Origin of the sequence: Erythrobacter sp., assembly GCF_035194505.1 — a bacterium.
Classification (GTDB): Bacteria; Pseudomonadota; Alphaproteobacteria; order Sphingomonadales; family Sphingomonadaceae; genus Erythrobacter.
Genome location: NZ_CP136573.1, coordinates 1,762,802 through 1,780,254, shown reverse-complemented (window position 1 = coordinate 1,780,254; position 17,453 = coordinate 1,762,802). Strand labels below are relative to the sequence as shown.

The 17,453-nt window shown below is 64.6% G+C and carries 15 protein-coding genes and 1 tRNA gene; 9 read left to right on the top strand and 7 right to left on the bottom strand.

Features of this window, described 5'->3' with window-relative positions; translation table 11 throughout:
* Positions 1-3: 3 nt before the first annotated feature.
* The 4 genes from RSE14_RS08835 (at position 4) to RSE14_RS08820 (ending at position 4,905) form a co-directional block, all read left to right on the top strand.
* Positions 4-549 (top strand): TonB-dependent receptor plug domain-containing protein, encoded by a 546-nt coding sequence (locus RSE14_RS08835; RefSeq protein ID WP_324072841.1) that lies wholly within the window; start codon positions 4-6, stop codon positions 547-549.
* Positions 546-2,264, top strand: a complete 1,719-nt coding sequence (locus RSE14_RS08830; protein WP_324072839.1) for a TonB-dependent receptor — start codon at positions 546-548, stop codon at positions 2,262-2,264. Before RSE14_RS08835 ends, RSE14_RS08830 begins: the two co-directional genes overlap by 4 nt.
* Positions 2,265-2,268: 4 nt before the next feature.
* Positions 2,269-3,408 carry a serine hydrolase domain-containing protein gene (locus RSE14_RS08825; RefSeq protein ID WP_324072836.1) on the top strand — a complete coding sequence of 380 codons (1,140 nt, stop codon included), beginning with the start codon at positions 2,269-2,271 and terminating at the stop codon, positions 3,406-3,408.
* Positions 3,409-3,675: 267 nt separating this feature from the next.
* Positions 3,676-4,905, top strand: coding sequence for a pyridoxal phosphate-dependent decarboxylase family protein (locus tag RSE14_RS08820; RefSeq protein ID WP_324072834.1), 1,230 nt, complete (start codon positions 3,676-3,678; stop codon positions 4,903-4,905).
* 564 nt (positions 4,906-5,469) lie between these two features.
* Here RSE14_RS08820 and RSE14_RS08815 read toward each other — a convergent pair.
* The 3 genes from RSE14_RS08815 to panC form a co-directional block, all read right to left on the bottom strand.
* On the bottom strand, positions 5,470-6,699 hold the full coding sequence (locus RSE14_RS08815; RefSeq protein ID WP_324072832.1) for a tyrosine-type recombinase/integrase: 1,230 nt from the start codon (positions 6,697-6,699) through the stop codon (positions 5,470-5,472).
* Positions 6,700-6,900: 201 nt separating this feature from the next.
* Positions 6,901-6,974 (bottom strand) — tRNA-Gly (locus tag RSE14_RS08810).
* A gap of 50 nt (positions 6,975-7,024) precedes the next feature.
* Positions 7,025-7,885, bottom strand: coding sequence for a pantoate--beta-alanine ligase (panC, locus tag RSE14_RS08805; RefSeq protein WP_324072831.1), 861 nt, complete (start codon positions 7,883-7,885; stop codon positions 7,025-7,027).
* 114 nt (positions 7,886-7,999) lie between these two features.
* On the opposite strand from panC, the gene RSE14_RS08800 reads away from it, so the two are divergent.
* The 4 genes from RSE14_RS08800 (at position 8,000) to RSE14_RS08785 (ending at position 13,227) form a co-directional block, all read left to right on the top strand.
* Positions 8,000-8,836, top strand: a complete 837-nt coding sequence (locus tag RSE14_RS08800; protein ID WP_324072828.1) for a division plane positioning ATPase MipZ — start codon at positions 8,000-8,002, stop codon at positions 8,834-8,836.
* Positions 8,833-9,132, top strand: a complete 300-nt coding sequence (locus RSE14_RS08795) for a J domain-containing protein (RefSeq protein WP_324072825.1) — start codon at positions 8,833-8,835, stop codon at positions 9,130-9,132. Before RSE14_RS08800 ends, RSE14_RS08795 begins: the two co-directional genes overlap by 4 nt.
* Positions 9,133-9,323: 191 nt before the next feature.
* Entirely contained in the window at positions 9,324-10,739 is a 1,416-nt protein-coding gene (gene pgmG, locus RSE14_RS08790) for a phosphoglucomutase/phosphomannomutase PgmG (protein ID WP_324076877.1), read from the top strand.
* On the top strand, positions 10,687-13,227 hold the full coding sequence (locus RSE14_RS08785) for a ligase-associated DNA damage response DEXH box helicase (RefSeq protein ID WP_416379340.1): 2,541 nt from the start codon (positions 10,687-10,689) through the stop codon (positions 13,225-13,227). Before pgmG ends, RSE14_RS08785 begins: the two co-directional genes overlap by 53 nt.
* A 268-nt stretch (positions 13,228-13,495) precedes the next feature.
* Here RSE14_RS08785 and RSE14_RS08780 read toward each other — a convergent pair whose 3' ends face one another.
* The 4 genes from RSE14_RS08780 to RSE14_RS08765 all read right to left on the bottom strand — a co-directional run bounded on the left by RSE14_RS08780 (position 13,496) and on the right by RSE14_RS08765 (position 16,147).
* Positions 13,496-13,927 carry an ExbD/TolR family protein gene (locus RSE14_RS08780; RefSeq protein ID WP_324072819.1) on the bottom strand — a complete coding sequence of 144 codons (432 nt, stop codon included), beginning with the start codon at positions 13,925-13,927 and terminating at the stop codon, positions 13,496-13,498.
* Between the two features lie 24 nt (positions 13,928-13,951).
* Complete coding sequence (locus RSE14_RS08775; RefSeq protein ID WP_324072817.1) at positions 13,952-14,482, bottom strand: ExbD/TolR family protein; 531 nt, start codon at positions 14,480-14,482, stop codon at positions 13,952-13,954.
* Positions 14,483-14,634: 152 nt separating this feature from the next.
* The gene (locus RSE14_RS08770; protein WP_324072815.1) at positions 14,635-15,402 is read right to left on the bottom strand and encodes a MotA/TolQ/ExbB proton channel family protein; all 768 of its coding nucleotides are present in this window, start codon (positions 15,400-15,402) and stop codon (positions 14,635-14,637) included.
* A gap of 73 nt (positions 15,403-15,475) precedes the next feature.
* Complete coding sequence (locus RSE14_RS08765; RefSeq protein ID WP_324072814.1) at positions 15,476-16,147, bottom strand: energy transducer TonB; 672 nt, start codon at positions 16,145-16,147, stop codon at positions 15,476-15,478.
* A 388-nt stretch (positions 16,148-16,535) separates the two neighbouring features.
* On the opposite strand from RSE14_RS08765, the gene RSE14_RS08760 reads away from it, so the two are divergent.
* Positions 16,536-17,438, top strand: coding sequence for a hypothetical protein (locus RSE14_RS08760; RefSeq protein WP_324072812.1), 903 nt, complete (start codon positions 16,536-16,538; stop codon positions 17,436-17,438).
* Positions 17,439-17,453 lie beyond the last annotated feature (15 nt).

The following is a 17,453-nucleotide window of genomic DNA, read 5'->3' as shown; positions in this document are numbered from 1 at the left end:
AGGATGATAAAGGCAGTGGCAGCGCGCTTGCTTGCGCGCACAGGGCTGGCGGGGATCATGGTAGCGGGCGCCGCCACGGGATTGCACGCGCAGGACATGAGCGATCCGTCTGCGGCGCCGGCGGAAGAGGACAATGTCATCCTCGTCACCGCGCAGAAGCGGTCACAGAACGTGCTCGATGTCGGCATCAGCATTTCGGTCGTTGATGCCGAGGCGATCGCTGCCCGGCGGATCGAGTCCGCCACCGAAATCGTCGCCTTCACCCCCAACGTGTCGGTCAAGGAGAACGTGCCGGGCCTGGTGCCGGTGATCACCATCCGCGGCGTCGGGCTCAACGATTTCAGCGCCACCAACAATCCCAGCGCCGGGGTCTATGTGGACGAAGTCTCCCTCAGTTCGCTCGCCCTGATGAATTTCGACCTGTTCGATCTGGAGCGGATGGAGGTGCTCAAGGGGCCGCAGGGCACGCTCTATGGCCGCAACACCACGGCAGGCGCGCTCAATGTGGTCAGCGCGCGGCCCGATATCCGGGCGGTGGGGGGCGGGTGAGCGCGAGCCTTGCCAATTATGACACCAAGGATTTCGAGGCGATGGTCAACCTGCCGCTGTCGGATAACGCGGCACTGCGGCTGGCGGGCAAGGCCATCATTCAGGATGAGGGCTTCTACTTCAACGATGCCACCAATCGTGACATTGGACGTAGGGAAGTGTTCCTCGGCCGCGCGCAGCTGCTGATCGAGCCAACGGACAGCATCACGGCGCTGTTCAAGGCCGAGATCCAGCGAGGCCGGTCGGAGATCGGGCAGCCGGAATTCTTCGGCCTTGCGCCGCCGGTGCCGGCGGAACCTGGCCTTGTCTGTCCCGGCTCGCCAAGTTGCACCGACTTCTTCGGCTATCGCGACACAAATGGCGATCCGTTCCGCGGTAGCTGGTCGGTCGATCCGACATACGACGTCAACCAGCTGAACCTGACGGCCCGGATCTCCGCGGACCTCGGCTTTGCCGAGCTGACGTCCGTGACCGGCTACATCGACTTCGACCGCGTGTGGGGCATTGATGTCGATGCCACCCCGCTGCGTCAGACCGATTTCGTCACTGCCGACGATGTCAAACAGTTCTCACAGGAGTTGCGCCTTGCAGGCGAGACCGACGGCGTGAACTGGCTTATCGGCGGGTTCTATTCGTGGGACCGGGTGCAATCGACCTATGATGGCGACCTACGCGATCTGTTCAATACGACCACCTTCACCTCCTCCGATCAGGAAACCGAAACCGCCGCCGCCTTCGTCAACGGGGAATGGCGCCTGACCGACAATCTCGATCTCATCACCGGCGTCCGCTACACTTGGGAACAGCGCAGCAATGTCGGCGGCACGCGCGACCTCGTCTCGGAAGCCCCCGGAAGCGCATTGACAGGCGCGCCCTTCGGCACACCGCCTATCCCGCTCGCGGTGGTTAACGATACCATCTCCGACCGCAACTGGTCCTACAAGCTTGGCCTCAACTGGAACATCGACGGCGATACGCTCGCCTATGCCAGTATCTCGCAAGGGGTTAAGAGCGGCGGCTTCTTTGCCGGCGTCGCCACCAATTCGGGCCAACTCATTCCCTATGAGCCGGAGCGACTAGTGTCCTACGAAGCGGGTGTAAAGGGCCGACTGGACGCACTCGATGCGGTCTATGCCTTCAGCGCCTTCTACTACGATTACAACAACGTCCAGACCTTCATTCGCGACACGGTAGGCAATCTACCGATCCAGCGTCTAGGCAATGTCGACAAGGCAAAGATCTACGGGCTCGACGGGGAGCTGACCTTTCGGCCCTCGTTCCTGCCCGGACTGGACTGGGCGGTGGGCTTCGGCCTGCTCGACAGCGAGCTGGGCGCGTTCACGTCATCGGGCGGGGCGGTGCCAGCCGGCAACCGGCTTCCCGACGCGCCGACGTTCAGCTTTAACACGCTGCTAGGCTATGAGTTAGATCTGAGCAGCGATTTCTCGATGCGTTTTTCCATCGATGGGCGCTATCAGGGGCTGACCTTCAAGGACGGGCTCAACGATCCGCTGATCGCAGCCGATGCCTTCTGGGTCTGGAACGGGCGTATCTCATTAATGCGGACGGGTGGATGGGACTTGTCGGTGTGGGGCAAGAACATCGCTGACGAGCGCTACGTGACCCAGGGCATCAACCAGCTCGCGCTGGGCACTGGCAACCGCGTCTACGGCGCGCCGCGCACGTTTGGCGTCAGCCTTACCAAGACGTTCTGAGGTCATGAGCGGCGTGACGATGAAGGGCACCTGCGCCCCGGGCTTCGAGCCTTTGGCGCAGGCCTTCGACGACAATTTCGCCGAACGCGGCGAGGTGGGCGCGGCGCTATGCGTGGTGCAGCACGGCGAGGCCGTGGTCGACCTCTGGGGAGGAATGGCCGATCCTGCGCGCGGCACCGCTTGGCAGCATGACACCCTTGTCAACGTCTGGTCGACCACCAAGGGACTGACCGCAATCGCGCTTGCGCTGCTGGTCGATCGCGGACAGGCGGATTACGACGACCGGGTTGCGGACATCTGGCCGGAGTTCGCCGCGCACGGCAAGGGCGATGTCACCATCGGCCAGCTGATTTCACATCAGGCCGGGCTGACCGGCTTCCGCGAGGCGGTGGACATCACCGCCTTCTACGACATCGAACAGGCGGCCGACCGGCTGGCCCGGGCCGCGCCCTTCTGGGTGCCTGGAACCGAAGCGGGCTATCATGCAATTGCTGTCGGTTTTCTCGCCGATGGACTGTTCCGACGGATCGATGGACGATCCATCAGGCAGTTCTTCGCCCAAGAATTCGCCGCGTACGATATCCATCTGGGCCTGTCCGAGGCGGAGCGCCATCGCCATGCGCCAGTGATCGCACCGCCCACCATGTCGTCCGAGGCGCTAGCGCATGAACTGACGCCGGCGCAGATTGCCGCCCTCGTAAACCCGCCGCTCGATCCGCTTATTGCCAATGACCCGGCGTGGCAGGCGGCGCAAATCCCCTCTGCCAACGGCTTTGCCTCGGCACGAGGGATCGCCGCGCTTTATGAAAGCTTTCTCGCCGCACGCTACGATCCGGCGCGCGCTCTGGTGAGCGGCGCAACGCTCGCGGCGGCGACTGCTGTACGCTTCGAGGGCTCCGACAGTGTGCTAGGCCAACCGGCCCGCTGGGCCGCCGGGTTCCTGCGCAATTCCAGCGGCGCATATGGCCCGAACGAGGCTGCGTTCGGCCATTCGGGATGGGGCGGCTCCTTTGCCTTTGCCGATCCCGAGCGTGGCTGGGCTGTCGCCTACACCATGAACCGGATGGGGGACGACCTCATCGGCGACCCGCGCAACCTTGCGCTTATGGACGTCCTTTACAAGGTCCCAGACGGTACGATGTAGCGCGTTTCCCAGCCAAACGCGCCTTGCTTTCCGCCAAGATCGGCGCGCTGAAATGGCAACTTTTGCCAACTTCGGACGATTGCTCATGCAATAGCGAACGACCGCCTCTGGGTCGACAGCCGACGGGCCCCAACTCGGGCCGCGAATGACGGCAATTGCGGTTTCTTTTCCCAAGAGCCGACATTCTGCAATCGACCCCTTTCCGGTCGGATTGCTGACCACAAGGATTCATATGGCGGAATGTGCCCGCCGCGCTAATAGGTCTCCATGGCCGACCCCGATTTCGCCTTTGATCGCGAAGCCCTTAGCTGGGCACTTGAACTCATGGGCGGGCAAAGTGAGGGCAGTGAGGGCTTGCTTTCCTTGCCTGCCGAAATGCCGGAGTTGGGCCTCGGCGGGCGTGCCACGTTGGATTTTCTCGCGCCCGCAGTTCTCGGCAAAGCCAGCGCGCTGGGCGATGCGACCGCATTTGCCCATATGGATCCGCCCACACCGTGGATCACCTGGGCGACTACCCTATGGAATGCATCGCTCAACCAGAACCTGCTTCATCCGGCAACCGCCCCGGCAGCGCGTGAGATCGAACACAGGGTCATCGGCTGGCTCTCGCCATTTTTCGGAATGAGCGGCGGGCACATGGTGCCCGGATCGACAATCGCCAATCTCACTGCGCTGTGGGCGGCGCGGGAATGTGCGGGGGTCAAAGAGGTGGTCTATGGAGAGTCCGCCCATTTGTCCGTGGGTAAGGCGGCCCACATTCTCGGCCTCGCCGCACGTCCGCTCCCCTGCGGGCCATCGGGCGCGCTGGTGCCGGAGGCGGTGCCTGAGGACCTGCGGCACACGGCTCTGGTGCTGACCGCAGGCACGACTAGCACGGGCGCGGTCGATGATCTGTCCCTGTGCGGACGCGCCGCCTGGACCCATGTCGATGCGGCTTGGGCTGGGCCCTTGCGGCTCAGCGAGGCCCACGCGCATGTGCTCGGCAGCATCGAGAACGCGAATTCGGTCGCGGTATCGGCGCACAAGTGGCTGTTCCAGCCCAAGGAGTCCGCCTTGGTGCTGTTTCGCGATGCGGCCCCTGCGCATGACGCGATTTCCTTTGGCGGGGCCTATCTTGCCGCGCCGAATGTCGGGGTTCTGGGCTCCCACGGGGCGACCGCTGTTCCGCTGCTTGCCACCTTGCTGGCGTGGGGGCGGCAAGGGACGGCTGCCCGGATCGACGCGCTGATGGAGGCGGCGGGCGACCTTGCATCGCTGATATCGTCCCACGACCAGCTCGAACTTCTGGCTATGCCGCAGACCGGGGTGGTGGTCTGGCGGCCGAAGAGAACGGGCCTCACCGAGCCACTGTTTGCCGCAATGCCGCCGGGATCATGTTCGGTCACCAACCTGGGCGGCGAACGCTGGCTGCGCAATGTCGCGGCTAACCCGAACTTCGAGTTGGACGCCTTCGCCACCGCCATGAAAGTGGCGCTGCGTGGCTTGGGCATCCTATAAGCCGCCATACGCGTTCCCACCCAGCTGCGGTCATAGACGCTGCCGATGCTCGACTCGAAATCGGAAAGGCAGCTGTTGGCGGAAGCCGACGCTCAATCGGGCGATCGCGAACGACTGAGGCTGGGTCGGCAGCTGCCGTCTTCGGCTAGCTGATAGGGCTGCTGTTTTGGGCTCCTGTTCGCCGAAACAATTCATTCGGCAAACGGCCAATGGCCGACATCTTGAATGCCTTTTAACCGCCAAAACCCGATCCCGGCTTTGCAGCCCAGCCTGCCGGAGGCTCCGTTCTGGGCGGATGTCTAAGAGCGCCAAGCTGAAAGCGTCAGAGGCATTGAATCCGAACCGCGCAATTGGGGAACAGTGAGCACACCCTACCCCGCGAATTCGGGTTGCATATCTCTTATATTTCGATGGAAACACGGTTTGTGCACAAATGATCCGCCTGCGAGTTATGGGGGTTTGCGGCGAGTTGTGGGCAACTCGCTTAGTCATAACAAGTTGAATAGATGTCGAAATTCGTCGATTTCATGCGGGTCGCAGACGAGTTGCGGCGTTAATCGCCGGTCACCGCTTCCCCGTCTTGATCGGCACAATCTCGGCCCCCTTCCGCAGCCGGTCTAGGTGGTCGCTCCACCATTGCGCCATGGCCACGCGCTCCTTCCAGTGTGCGCCCCGGTGGTAAGCGGCGCGGACCCTGTCGCTGTCGCCGTGGGCTAGGGCGCGCTCAATTGCATCCGGGTTCCATTTCCCGCTTTCGTTGAGCAAGGTTGAGGCCATGGCCCTGAAGCCGTGGGCGGTCATTTCATCGGTGGAGTAGCCCAAGCGGCGCAGGCCTGCGTTGATCGTGTTGTCGCTCATCGGGCGCTTGCGGGAGCGGATCGAGGGAAAGACGAAGCCGTCGGGACCGGTCAGGGCATGGAGGTCTTCTAGGATCGCAATCGATTGGCGTGAGAGTGGGACGAGGTGATCCTTGCGCATCTTGGTTTTGCCTGCCGGGATCGTCCACAGCGCGCCATCGAGATCGAATTCGTTCCATTCGGCGTGGCGCAACTCGCCCGGGCGGACGAAGACATGCGGGGCCAATTGCATCGCCAGCTTGGTGATCGGCTGACCTTCGTAGCCGTCGATGGCGCGCAGCAGCTCGCCCACACGCGCTGGGTCGATGATTGCGCCGTAGTGGGTGACGGTCGGCGCGGTCAGAGCGCCGCGCAGGTCGCGGGTGGGGTCCGACGAAAGGCGGGCGGTCGCTACAGCATAGCGGAACACCGCGCCGGCAAGCTGCAGGGTGCGGCGGGCGCTTTCCAGCTGGCCTTTGCGCTCGATCTTGCGGACGGCAATCAACACGTCGGCAGGCTCGATATCGGTGATGGGAAGCTTGCCGATCGATCCCTTGAGCAGCGACAGCAGATACTCGCTGCGCGTGGCCGTGCTCACCGCCCAGGCCTTTTGACCATCGCGCCGCCGCTTCTGGCAGAACTCGGCGGCGATGGCGTCAAAGCTTGTCTCGGCCTGAATGCGCGACCGCACCTTCTCGCGTTGCTTTTCGCGGCCCGGATCCTTGCCAGCGGCCACCAACTCGCGGGCAGCGTCTCGCCTGCGTCGTGCCTCGGCCAAGCCGACTTGAGGGTAGATGCCGATCGCTAACTTCTTCTCCTTGCCGTCGATGCGATATTTGACCCGCCACAGCTTACCGCCCGACGGCTGCACCAGCAGGAACAGGCCGAGAGTGTCGCCCACCTTATAAGGCTTATCGCGCGGTTTGGCGTTCCGGATCGCAACATCTGTCAGCGGCATGGCTCTCGGTCCTTTCCCAGCTCGTGGCCCCCACGTGGGGGCCAGTCCAATTGCCCGAAATGCTTTGGTCCCGTGATGTGGCCCCCAAGGGCCCCGGATGCAGCGGGAAGAATAGGGACATTCTCGGACGACCGAAGGCCTAAATCCCTCGGATTTCCAAGGGTTTTATAGACTTTCTGGGGCTGTTTGGGAAGGCAGGGCTGGAGCGGGTAGCGGGAATCGAACCCGCATAGCCAGCTTGGAAGGCTGGAGCTTTACCACTAAGCTATACCCGCCCGCTCGGCTGCGCCAATGCCACTATGCGGGGGCAATCGTCAATATGGGGTTAGGCCCCCACCGCCATGTTGTCGATCAGCCGCGTGCCCCCGATCCGCGCGGCGACGAGCACGCGGGCGGGGCCGGTGCCAAGCGCCGTCAGCGGAGCGAGGCTCGCTGCGTCCGCCAGATCGGCGTAATCGACGCTGGAAAAGCCCGCAGCGATCACCTCGGCCTCCAGTGCGGCGAGCGCGCCTGCCACATCGCCTCCGCCCTCGATCGCGGCAATCGTGCGGCGCATCGCCTGCGGTAGCGCGGCGGCGGCGGCGCGCTGCTCGGGCGAGAGATATCGGTTGCGGCTCGACATCGCGAGCCCGTCAGCCTCGCGCACGGTCGGCACGCCGATGATGTTGCGGGCCTCGGGCAAGGCCAGATCGCAGTCGCGCGCCATGCTGCGGATCACCGCGAGTTGCTGGTAGTCCTTCTCCCCGAACAGCGCGATATCGGGCTGCACCTGGTTGAACAGCTTGAGCACCACGGTTGCCACGCCGTCGAAATGGCCGGGGCGCGCCGCCCCGCACAGCCGGTCGCTCACGCCGGCGACGCTGACATTGGTGGCAAAGCCGGAGGGGTACATCTCGGCGACCGTTGGCGCCCATAGCAGCGCGACGCCTTCGCCCTCCAGCAGCCGCGCATCCTCGGCGAGCTGGCGCGGATAGGCGTCCAAGTCCTCGTTCGGGCCGAACTGCTTGGGGTTCACGAAGATCGAGGCGACCACATGATCGGCCAGCTCGCGCGCGCGGCGCACCAGCGTGAGGTGCCCTTCGTGGAGCGCGCCCATCGTCGGCACCAGCGCGATCCGCCCGTCGCCTGCCTGCCGCAGTCCGGCAACCGCATTTCTCAACACATCGCGGGTCGTTGCAATTTGCACGGGGCTTCCCCTGCCACTAGAACCGGCCGCACCCCTAGCCGCGCCCTCACGCTTTTGAAAGCATGGCGCCTGCGCGGCGGGGCAAAAGCGTGAAACAAGAGGTTTTCGATCATCATGGCCAGCACTGCCCCGGCGCGGCGCATCCCCGGCAAGGCCCATCGCATCGTTTTCGCCAACGAGAAGGGCGGCACCGGCAAATCGACCACGGCGGTGCACGTGGCGGTCGCGCTGGCCTATCTCGGCGCGCGGGTGGCCTGCCTCGATCTCGACCCGCGCCAGCGCACCACCCACCGCTATATCGAAAACCGCCTCGGCACGCTGGAGAAGCGCCGCCTGACCTTGCCCACGCCCGAGTGCGAGGTGTTCCGTGGCACCACGCCCGAGGAACTGATCACCATGATCACCCGGCTTGAGGCGACCTGCGATTTCCTCATCATCGACAATCCGGGGCGCGACGATCCCTTCGCCCGCATCGCGGTGGAGCACGCCGATACGCTGGTGACGCCGATGAACGACAGTTTCGTCGATTTCGATCTCATCGGGCAGGTCGATGCCGAGACCTTCAAGGTCAAGAAGCTGTCCTTCTTTGCCGAGCTGATCTGGGAAGCGCGGCTGAAGCGCAGCCGGATGACGATCGAGGAACAGCGGCCCGAGATGGACTGGATCGTGGTGCGCAACCGCACCGGCCATGTCGAGGCGCGCAACCAGGCGCGTCTGCACAATGCCCTCACCGAAATGGCCAAGCGCGTCGGCTTCCGGGTGACGCAGGGGCTGTCAGAGCGCGTGATCTACCGCGAGCTGTTCCCTTCGGGGCTGACCCTGCTCGACAAGGGCCATCTGGGTGAACTCGGCACCAGTCACCTTGTGGCGCGGCAGGAATTGCGCAGTCTGGTGAAGGCGCTGAACCTGCCCGAATTCGCCCGTCCGCAAATCGAGTTGGAGCTGGCATGAGATACCTGCTGCTGCTTGCCGCCCTGTGCGTCTTCTGCCGCTGGGCGCTGGGCAAGTGGCCGTGGGAATATCTGCGCCCCGCCTCCACCCGCAGCCAGGCGCTGTTCCGGGCGCGCAAGCTGCTCGGGGTCGAGGCAGGTGCGGGGCGCGATGAGATCATCGCCGCGCACCGCCGGCTGACGGCGCTGGTGCACCCCGATATCGGCGGCACCAATGCAGCCATGCAGGAAGCCAATGCGGCGCGCGATCTGCTGCTCGCCGAACTGCCCGGACTGCGTGGATCGGACCAAAGTTAGGCCGTCAGGGCTGAATGTCGGGTCCAGCCTAGGCAGGATCGCGGACTTGACACAGGCGCGTAGCAGGCGTTTGGCATGGGGAACGGCGGATAGGGTGAATTGTCAGCGCCTTGCCGTCATTTGACAGGGCGTTGCTCAACCGGCTCCCGCCCGATGTCCGCAAGCCATTGCCACAAGGAGGTGCCTTCGTGATGCAACACCAGTTCCACCCCACCGTTCTGCGCGAATATGATATTCGCGGGATTATTGGCGAGACGCTGGGTGCGGAGGATGCGCGCGCAATCGGCCGTGCCTTCGGCACGCTGCTGCGCGAGGCGGGCGGCAGGACTGTCGCGGTGGGATATGACGGGCGGGTCAGCTCGCCGATGCTGGAGCACGCGTTGGTCGAAGGGCTCACCGCAAGCGGGTGCGATGTGGTGCGGATCGGCCTGGGGCCGACCCCGATGCTCTATTACGCCGAGGCTTCAGCCGAACAGGTGGATGGCGGCATTCAGATAACTGGCAGCCACAATCCCCCCAATTACAATGGCTTCAAGATGGTATTTCTGGGGCGCCCGTTCTTCGGCGCCGATATCCAGAAGCTCGGGAAACTGGCAGCAGACGGGGCGTTCGCGACCGGCAATGGCGAAGTCACCACGCGCGACATCATGGGCGAGTATGTCGAGCGCCTCCTCCAGGGTCTGGCCGGGTGCGAGACCAAGTCGCTCGAACAGCTGCGGGTTGGCTGGGACGCTGGCAACGGCGCTGCTGGCCCCGCGCTCGAAGCGCTGGCGGCCCGTCTGCCCGGGGAACATCATCTGCTGTTTACCGAAGTCGATGGACATTTTCCAAACCACCATCCTGATCCAACCGTGGAGGCCAATCTCGCCGATTTGCGGGCCCTCGTCGCGGAGAAGCAGCTCGATTTCGGAGTGGCTTTTGACGGGGATGGTGACCGGATCGGCGCGATCGACGGCACGGGCCGGGTGATCTGGGGCGATCAGCTGCTGATGATCTATGCCGAGGATCTGCTCAAAACCCGTCCGAATGCGACGATCATCGCCGATGTGAAGGCCAGCCGCGCGCTGTTTGACCGCGTCGCCGAGCTCGGCGGGCAGCCCCTGATGTGGAAGACCGGCCATTCGCTGATCAAATCCAAAATGAAGGAAACCGGCGCGCCGCTGGCTGGCGAGATGAGCGGCCACGTGTTCTTTGCCGATGACTATTACGGCTTCGACGACGCGCTCTATGCCGGGGTCCGGCTGCTGGCGGCGACGGCGCGGCTGGGCAAGTCGGTGACCGAGCTGCGCTCCGCGATCCCGCCGATGCTCAACACGCCCGAGCTGCGCTTTCAGGTCGACGAGGCGCGCAAATTCGCCGCCATGGCGGAAATCGCCGAGCGTCTCACCACCAGCCCGGGGCCGGAGGTCGAGAGCGTCAACGCCACAGACGGCGTGCGGGTGAACACGGCGGACGGCTGGTGGCTGCTGCGCGCCTCGAACACGCAGGACGTGCTGGTCGCCCGTGCGGAGAGCGACAGCGAAGCGGGGCTCGAACGCCTGCTCGCCCAGATCGATGCCCAGCTCGCGGCATCGGGGCTCGAACGCGGGGAAAGCGTCGGGCATTGATGTCGGGCGCGCGGCGCGCCATGTCGCAAGGGTGACCGCGCCGCCCGACCAGCTCCCGCCTTCAATTGCCGCGTGGTTCGCGCAGCGCGGGTGGCGGGTGCGGCGGCACCAGTTCGAAATGCTGGAGAAGGCGCGCGAGGGCCGTCATGCGCTGCTGGTGGCCGATACCGGGGCGGGCAAGACGCTCGCCGGGTTCTTGCCGACGCTGTGCGACTTTGCCGGAGGCGCCTCGCCGCCGGACGGCCTCCACACCCTCTACGTCTCGCCGCTGAAGGCGCTGGCGCAGGATGTGAAGCGCAACCTGCTTGCGCCCATCGAGGAGATTGGCCTCGCCATCCGGGTCGAGACCCGCAGTGGTGATACCCCGTCCGACCGCAAGAAGCGCCAGCGCGAACGGCCGCCGCATATCCTGCTGACGACGCCCGAGAGCCTGTCGCTTCTCCTGTCCTATCCCGAAAGCGCCGATCTCTTCGCGGGCCTCAAACGCATCGTGATCGACGAGGTCCACGCCTTCGCCACCGACAAGCGCGGCGACTTGCTGGCGCTGTCGCTGGCGCGGCTGAACGCGCTGGCCCCCGATGCGCAGCGGGTGGCGCTCTCGGCGACGCTTGCCAACACCCGCGACTTTCAGGAATGGCTCGCGCCGCAATCGGGCGGGACGGGCGAGATCCATGCTGCCGATCTGGTGGTCGGCGAGGAGGGGGCCGAGCCGGAGGTCGAAATCCTTCTGCCGCAGGAGGAGCGGGTGCCATGGGGCGGGCACGCCGGGCGCTGGGCGATCCCGCAGCTTTACGAGGCGATCAAGGCCAATCGCACCACGCTGGTCTTCACCAACACGCGGTTTCTGGCCGAGTTCATCTTCCAGTGCCTGTGGGAGGAAAACGCCGATCACCTGCCCATCGGCATCCACCATGGCAGCCTCTCCACCGAGGCGCGCCGCAAGGTGGAGGAGGCGATGGCGCGGGGGGAGTTGCGCGCGCTGGTGTGTACCGCGAGCCTCGATCTCGGGATCGACTGGGGCGATATTGATCTGGTGGTGCAGATGGGCGCGCCCAAGGGGAGCTCGCGCCTGCTCCAGCGGATCGGGCGGGCCGGGCACCGCCTCGATGTGCCGAGCCGTGCGGTGCTGGTGCCGGGCAACCGCTTCGAATTTCTCGAAGCCATGGCGGCCAAGGATGCGGTCGACGAAGGGCAGCGCGATGGCGAGGCTTTCCGGCCCGGGGGGCTCGATGTGCTGGCCCAGCACATCATGGCCTGCGCCTGTGCGGGGCCGTTCCACGAGGACGCGCTGCTGGCCGAGGTGAGGAGCGCGCTGGCCTATAGCTGGGTCGATGCAGAGACCTTCGCGCGGGTGCTGGGGTTCGTCTCGAACGGCGGTTATGCGCTCAAGGCCTATGAACGGTTCCAGCGGATTGTCCGCGATAAATCAGGCGTTTGGCGGCTCACCCATCCCAATCAGGCGCAGCGGCACCGGATGAATGCCGGGATCATCGTCGATTCCGAAATGCTCACCGTGCGCTTCAAGAACGGCCGCAGCCTCGGCAAGGTCGAGGAGCGTTTCGCCGCCCAGCTATCGCCGGGGGACACCTTCTTCTTTGCGGGCATGAGCCTTGAGGTGGAGGGCGTGAAGGACATGGACGTGGTGGTGCGCGCCGCGAAGAAGAGCGCTACCATCCCCTCCTATGGCGGCCTCAGACTGCCGCTCACCACGCATCTTTCCACCCGCGTGCAAGCGATGCTGGCCGACCGTGCAGGCTGGGGGCGCTTTCCCGATGATGTGCGCGAATGGCTGGAGATGCAGGACTACCGTTCGCGCCTGCCTGCGCCGGGCGAACTGCTGGTCGAGAGCTTCCCGCACGGGGGCAAGCACTACACCGCCTATTACACCTTCGAGGGGTGGAACGCGAACCAGTCGCTCGGGATGCTGATCACCCGGCGGATGGAGGATCGCGGGCTGCTGCCCGGCGGGTTCGTGGCGAACGATTACTGCCTCGCGGTGTGGGGCTTGAAGCCGGTGGCGGACCCCAAGGTGCTGCTATCGCCTGATATTCTGACGGACGAGTTCGTGGAGTGGGTCACCGAAAGCCACCTGCTGCGCCGCGCTTTCCGCGAGGTGGCGGTGATCTCCGGCCTCGTCGAGCGCCAGCATCCGGGGCAGAAGAAGACCGGCAAGCAGGTCACTTTCTCGACCGATCTGATCTACGACGTGCTGCGCAAATACGAGCCCGATCACGTGCTGATCGAGGCCGCCTGGGCCGATGCGCGGGCGCGGATGACGGACGTGGGCCGGCTCGCGGATCTTCTGGGGCGGTCGCAGAGCGAGCTGGTGCATGTGGAGCTCCAACGGGTCTCGCCGTTGGCCGTGCCGGTCATGACGATGATCGGGCGCGAGGCTGTGCCGCAGGGGGCGGTGGACGACGAATTGCTGATCGAAGCCGAGGGTCTGATCGCTGCGGCGATGCGGCCGGATGTGCCGTTCGACGACTGAGAATGTTTCACGTGGAAGCGTAGCTGTGCCGCAGGCACAAACATTGCCGGGGATGGAGAATGTTTCACGTGAAACATTGCTCCACACCCCCTAAATCGCCCGCCAAACCGCCTCAACTGCCCATCATCACGACGTCAAACCGGGGCTAGCGGGGGTCTTGCGCTCATCATCCGAGAGGCAGCGCAACATAGCAAAAGGGCGCCGCGATTGCTCGCAGCGCCCTTTCATGAACACCCTATGTGGCACCCAAGCGGGTACCAAAGGCAGCTTACTTGGCGAAGCTGCGGTAGCGTTCGTTGCCGACGAAACCGAACTTGGTCACGCCCGAGCTCTTGATGATCTGCAGCACCTTGGCCGCAATATCATAGCTCGCGAGCGCTTCCGGCTCGAACTGCAGTTCCGGTTCCACCGACATGCGGGTGGTTTCCGCAAGCAGAGTGACCAGCTGGCCCGAGTCCACCGGGGTGCCGTTCCACAGGATCTGGTCGGCCTGGGTCAGAACCAGCTTGTTCTTGACCGGATCGACCACAATGTCCTGCGGCGGCGGGTTGCCCTGCGGAAGATCGATGTCGACCGAGTGGGTCGCCACCGGGATGGTGATGATGAACATGATCAGCAGAACGAGCAAAACGTCGATCAGCGGCGTCATGTTCATGTCCATCATAGGTTCGCCGTCGAGTTTTCCTCCGGACATACCCATGTCAGTTACTCCTCTTCCTCAGGCTCAGATGCCGGGCTCGACCGGGTTCGAGATGAACCCGACGGTCGGATAGCCGGCGGCCTGAACGTTGTAGATCGTACCCGCAACGCAGCGCCACGGGGCCTGCACGTCGGCACGGATGTGCACCTGCGGGATCTTCTCGGGATCGGCCATGATCGCTTCAACGCCGCCGGCAGCCTTCACGATATTGTCGAGGCGGGTGAACGCCTGATCGTAAAGTTCTTCCGAGCTCACCGGAGTGATGTTGTTGAAGTAGACCCGGCATTCCCCGCTACGCGATGCGCCTTCGAAGCCCGGTTCCCCGGCGCTCCGACCGGCGGCATCGGTGGTGCTGACGGTCAGCTGGAGGTTTTCCACCTTGTTCTTCGATTCAACCGATACGAACACGGGGATCTTCAGCTTTTCGATCGTCTGGATCGCCACCGGGACCGCGATGAGGAAGATGATCAGGAGCACCAGCATCACGTCCACCAGCGGCGTGGTGTTGATGTCGGACATAGGGGTATCTGCCCCGCCTCCCGTCGAAATCGCCATTGTGAATTCCTACCTTGTCAAAGCAATGACTGCGTGTGTTCGCCCTTGGGGGGCGACCCCCCGGCTGGTGGCCCTGCCGAGGCAGGGCTTGGGCCGGGAAGCGGCGGGAGTGCCGGTGAGGGCAGGCTCCCGCCGTCTTGCGGTATTGGCGATCAGGCCTTGGTGGCCGGAGCGTTCGCCGGCTTTGCAGCAGGCTTGGCCGGAGCGGCAGCAACCGGAGTCGGCTTCACGGCGCCGTTCGAGTTGATGTAGGCGAGGATGTCGGTCGAGAAGCCCGAGAGCAGCTCGTTGATGCGACGGTTGCGCGACTGCAGCCAGTTGAACGCAAGCACCGCAGGCACAGCGACGAGCAGACCGATGGCGGTCATGATCAGCGCTTCACCGACCGGGCCGGCGACCTTGTCGATCGAGGCCGAACCTTCGATGCCGATGTTGATCAGCGCGCGGTAGATCCCGATCACGGTGCCGAGCAGACCGACGAACGGCGAGGTCGCACCGACGGTCGCGAGGAACGGCAGGCCGCCTGCGAGCACCGAGTTGATCGAATCTTCCGAACGCTGGAGCGAACCGTGCATGTAGTCATGCGATTCGAGCGCGTCGGTCATCTTGCCGTGGTCTTCCTGGGCCTTGACAGCGTCGTCGGCCAGCTGGCGCCATGCGCCGTCCTTCTCGAGCTTGGCAGCGCCTTCCTTGAGGCTCGCCGCGCGCCAGAAGCTGGTCTGCACGGTCTTGTACTGCTTCATGATCTTGTTCTGCTCGAAGATCTTCGTGAACATGATGTAGAAGGTGCCGACCGACATGATGATCATGACGGTAAGGATCGACCAGGCAACCGGGCCGCCTTCCTTCATGGCTTCCATGAAGCCGAACTGGTTCTTGGGCGCTTCGCCGGCAACGGCGGCAAGGGTGTAAAGGTTCATTGCGAGTAGTCCTCTTGAAAGAAAGTTCCTGGGGGCTCCGGCCTTCCCACAAGGCCGGGGCCGGATTGATCCGTCAGTTCAAACGATAGGTGATGCGCGTCGAGTAGCTGCCGTTGGTCGGGTTACCGGCCGCGTCAAGCGCCGGATCGAACCGGGCGTAACGCTCCATACCCTGACATGCGGCCGCATCGAGGATGTCCGAGCCGCTCGAAGCGGTAACCGAACAATTCGCTGCCCGGCCATCGGGGGTAACGGTGACGCGAAGGCCAACCGTGCCTTCGATTTCTTCGCGCAGGGCGCGGGCCGGATAGTTTTCCTGAATGCGGGTCGCCCAGCTGCGCTCGTTCTTGGTGCGTGCACCACGGGCCTGCGACGGCGCCGGGGGAGCCGGCGGCGGGCCGACCGGAGCCGGCGGCGGAATCCGCAGAGCCGGCGGAGACGGCGGCGGAATCGTCGGCTGGGTCTGGATCGGCGGCGGAGCCGGCGCGATGCTGATCGGCGGCGGAGGCGCGACCGGCGGCGGCGGAGCCGTGTTTTCCTGCGGTGGCGGCGGCTCGTCCGGTTCCTCGGGCGGCGGCGGCTCTTCGATGTCGACGGTGGTAACCCGCTCGATCTCTTTCTTGATGGCGTTGATCGCAAGGCCGATGACCATCACCGCCCCGATGCCACCGACGATCGCAAGCGCGATGATCAATGCAACGAGCTTGGTGCCGGTCAATCCTTGTTGTTGGCTAGCGTAGGACATCCAGCGCTTTCTCTCCAATTGCGAGCCGGACAGCGTTACCCATCCGGCACAATTCCTGCCCGTCGACCAAGCACGTCGGCGGACAGATCCCTAGAATTTCGGTCCTCCCACGCCGGGAAAACGGACTGCAGGTGCATGCACCTTGCGCAAGTGTCCATCCCCGACTGGCACGCCCTGAACATGATTCGCAAAAGCGCCAATCCGTACAGAGCACAACCTCGCTGACCGCACGGGCAGTGTCCCCAGCCCCAAGCGGTCAGTCCTCGGGGCTTTAACGGGCAACCCCTACCCAATCAAACGCTTTATCGGTTCATCACGGATTCACTGCGCGCAATGTGCAATCACGCCTGCTAGAGAATGCGCAACAATCGGTCAGACGAGGCCCCACGTGAAGCAACAGGTTAACGGCAATTTAAAACCTTTTTTCAAGCGACTGGCGCTGCTGCCGGTGGTGATGGCGGGGGCTGCGCTGGCCCCTGTGGCGGGTGCGGCGCAAGCACCTGCCGTACCTGTGCAAACCTCTGCAACCGGGCCAACTTATGCCGATCTGGCAAGCCTTTCGGACGCTGCGGCGCTGGTGATCCGTGCGCAGATTCGCAAGACGACCACGCTCCCGCCCGAGCGTGCGCCGGGCCTCGCACCCGGATTCGCGCGGCTTTATGTCGAGGCCAACACGGTGGCGCTGATCGCCGGGCGCGGCACGCTGGGCGCGGGCTTTGCCTATCTGGTCGACGTGCCGCTGGATGCGAAGGGCAAGGTGCCCAAGCTCAAGCAGCGCGAATTCGTGCTGTTTGCCGATCCGGTGCAGGGGCGTCCGGGCGAGGTGTGGCTGGTCGCGCCCAAGGCGCAGGTCGATTACACCCCCGCGCTCGAAGCGCGGCTGCGCCCGATTCTGACCGAGCTCTACGGGGCCGACGTGCCGCCGCGGATCACCGGGATCAGCGATGCGCTGGCGGTACCGGGCACGCTGGCGGGCGAATCGGAGACGCAGATCTTCGTGGCGACCGAAGACCGCTCGCCCGTCTCCCTCACCATCCTGCGCCGACCGGGCCAGCAGGTGCAATGGGGTGTTTCGTGGGGCGAGATCATGGATTCGGCCGCCCGCCCGCCCGCGCCTGAAACGCTGCGCTGGTTCCGCCTCGCCTGCTTTCTGCCCGCGCAATTGCCGAGCACTGCCAACCTCGCGCGCGATCCGGCGGCGCGGCGGCTGGCGGCGGGGGACTATGCCTTCGTCAAGCAGTCGCTGGGCGCGTGCGAGCGGCGGATCACCGAGGCTGCGCCCGCATCCTGACGGCTTGACCGGACA